1 protein-coding gene is annotated in these 1492 nt (G+C 41.4%); it reads left to right on the top strand.

Translation table 11 applies throughout. From position 1 onward, the window contains the following. Window positions 1-83: 83 nt before the first annotated feature. The gene (locus AB5026_RS18935) at window positions 84-1328 is read left to right on the top strand and encodes an IS256 family transposase (RefSeq protein WP_173729326.1); all 1245 of its coding nucleotides are present in this window, start codon (window positions 84-86) and stop codon (window positions 1326-1328) included. Window positions 1329-1492: the final 164 nt, after the last annotated feature.

The following is a 1492-nucleotide window of genomic DNA, read 5'->3' as shown; positions in this document are numbered from 1 at the left end:
GAGTGTGTGAAACTTTTTCTGTAAATAGCTAATAACAGCAAGGTCTTCTATGGTAAAATATAAATCATAGGAGGCCTTTTATTATGGCAAGAAGAGAAAAGAAACCTGTACACAAAGTAGTAATGACAGAAGGAAAGCGAAACATCATTCAGCAACTTCTTCGGGAGTATGATATTGAAACCGCTGAAGATATCCAGGATGCGCTTAAGGATCTGCTTGGCGGCACTATCAAAGAGATGATGGAAGCAGAAATGGATGATCATCTTGGCTACCAGAAATCTGAACGATCTGATAGCGATGATTACCGCAATGGATATAAATCAAAGCGTGTAAACAGCAGCTATGGCAGCATGGATATCGATGTTCCACAGGACCGTAAATCAACATTTGAGCCACAGATTGTAAAGAAACGTCAGAAGGATATTTCTGATATCGATCAGAAGATTATTTCCATGTATGCAAAAGGAATGACGACTCGGCAAATATCAGAAACCATCGAAGATATCTACGGTTTTGAAACATCAGAAGGCTTTATTTCAGACGTTACAGATAAAATCCTGCCTCAGATCGAAGACTGGCAAAATCGACCGCTGGATGAGGTATATCCGATCCTCTATATAGATGCCATCCATTATTCCGTACGCGATAATGGAGTGATCAGAAAGCTAGCTGCCTACGTCATTCTTGGCATCAACACAGAAGGAAAAAAAGAGGTTCTTTCAATCACTGTCGGTGATAATGAAAGTTCAAAGTACTGGCTGTCTGTTCTGAATGAGCTGAAGAATCGTGGTGTAAAGGATATCCTGATTATCTGCGCTGACGGTCTTAGTGGCATTAAAGAGGCAATTGCCGCTGCATTTCCAAAAACAGAGTATCAGAGATGTATTGTACATCAGGTAAGAAACACGCTAAAATATGTTCCGGATAAGGACAGAAAAGCGTTCGCTTCCGACCTAAAAACGATTTACCACGCTTCCGATGAAGAGAAGGCTAGACTGGCTCTGGATCGAGTTACTGAAAAATGGACCGCAAAATACCCAAATTCCATGAAACGCTGGTATGATAACTGGGATGCAATAACACCGATTTTTAAGTTCTCACCGGATGTCAGAAAGGTTATTTACACGACAAATGCTATCGAAAGTCTGAATTCTACCTACCGTAAGCTCAACCGTCAAAGAAGCGTATTTCCAAGTGATACAGCGCTCCTGAAAGCCCTGTATCTGGCAACTTTCGAAGCCACGAAAAAATGGACTATGAGCATTCGGAACTGGGGACAGGTCTACGGCGAACTCAGCATTATGTATGAGGGACGACTCCCAGAATAACAGAATCTATATGCATGATGCGAAGGACGCTTTTGACGTCTGCTCTTGACATGCCCGAAATCATGTCGTATATATATAGCAAGAGCTGGAAGCTCCAATTTAGCGCTTCCAGCTCAATCATTATCATAGAAGATTATTATTTACAGACTTTTCTTCATAGTCTC

The organism is Blautia sp. RTP21359st1_E11_RTP21359_211015 (assembly GCF_040910705.1).
GTDB classification, from domain to species: Bacteria; Bacillota; Clostridia; order Lachnospirales; family Lachnospiraceae; genus Blautia_A; species Blautia_A fusiformis.
This window is presented reverse-complemented; position numbering and strand designations above follow the sequence as displayed.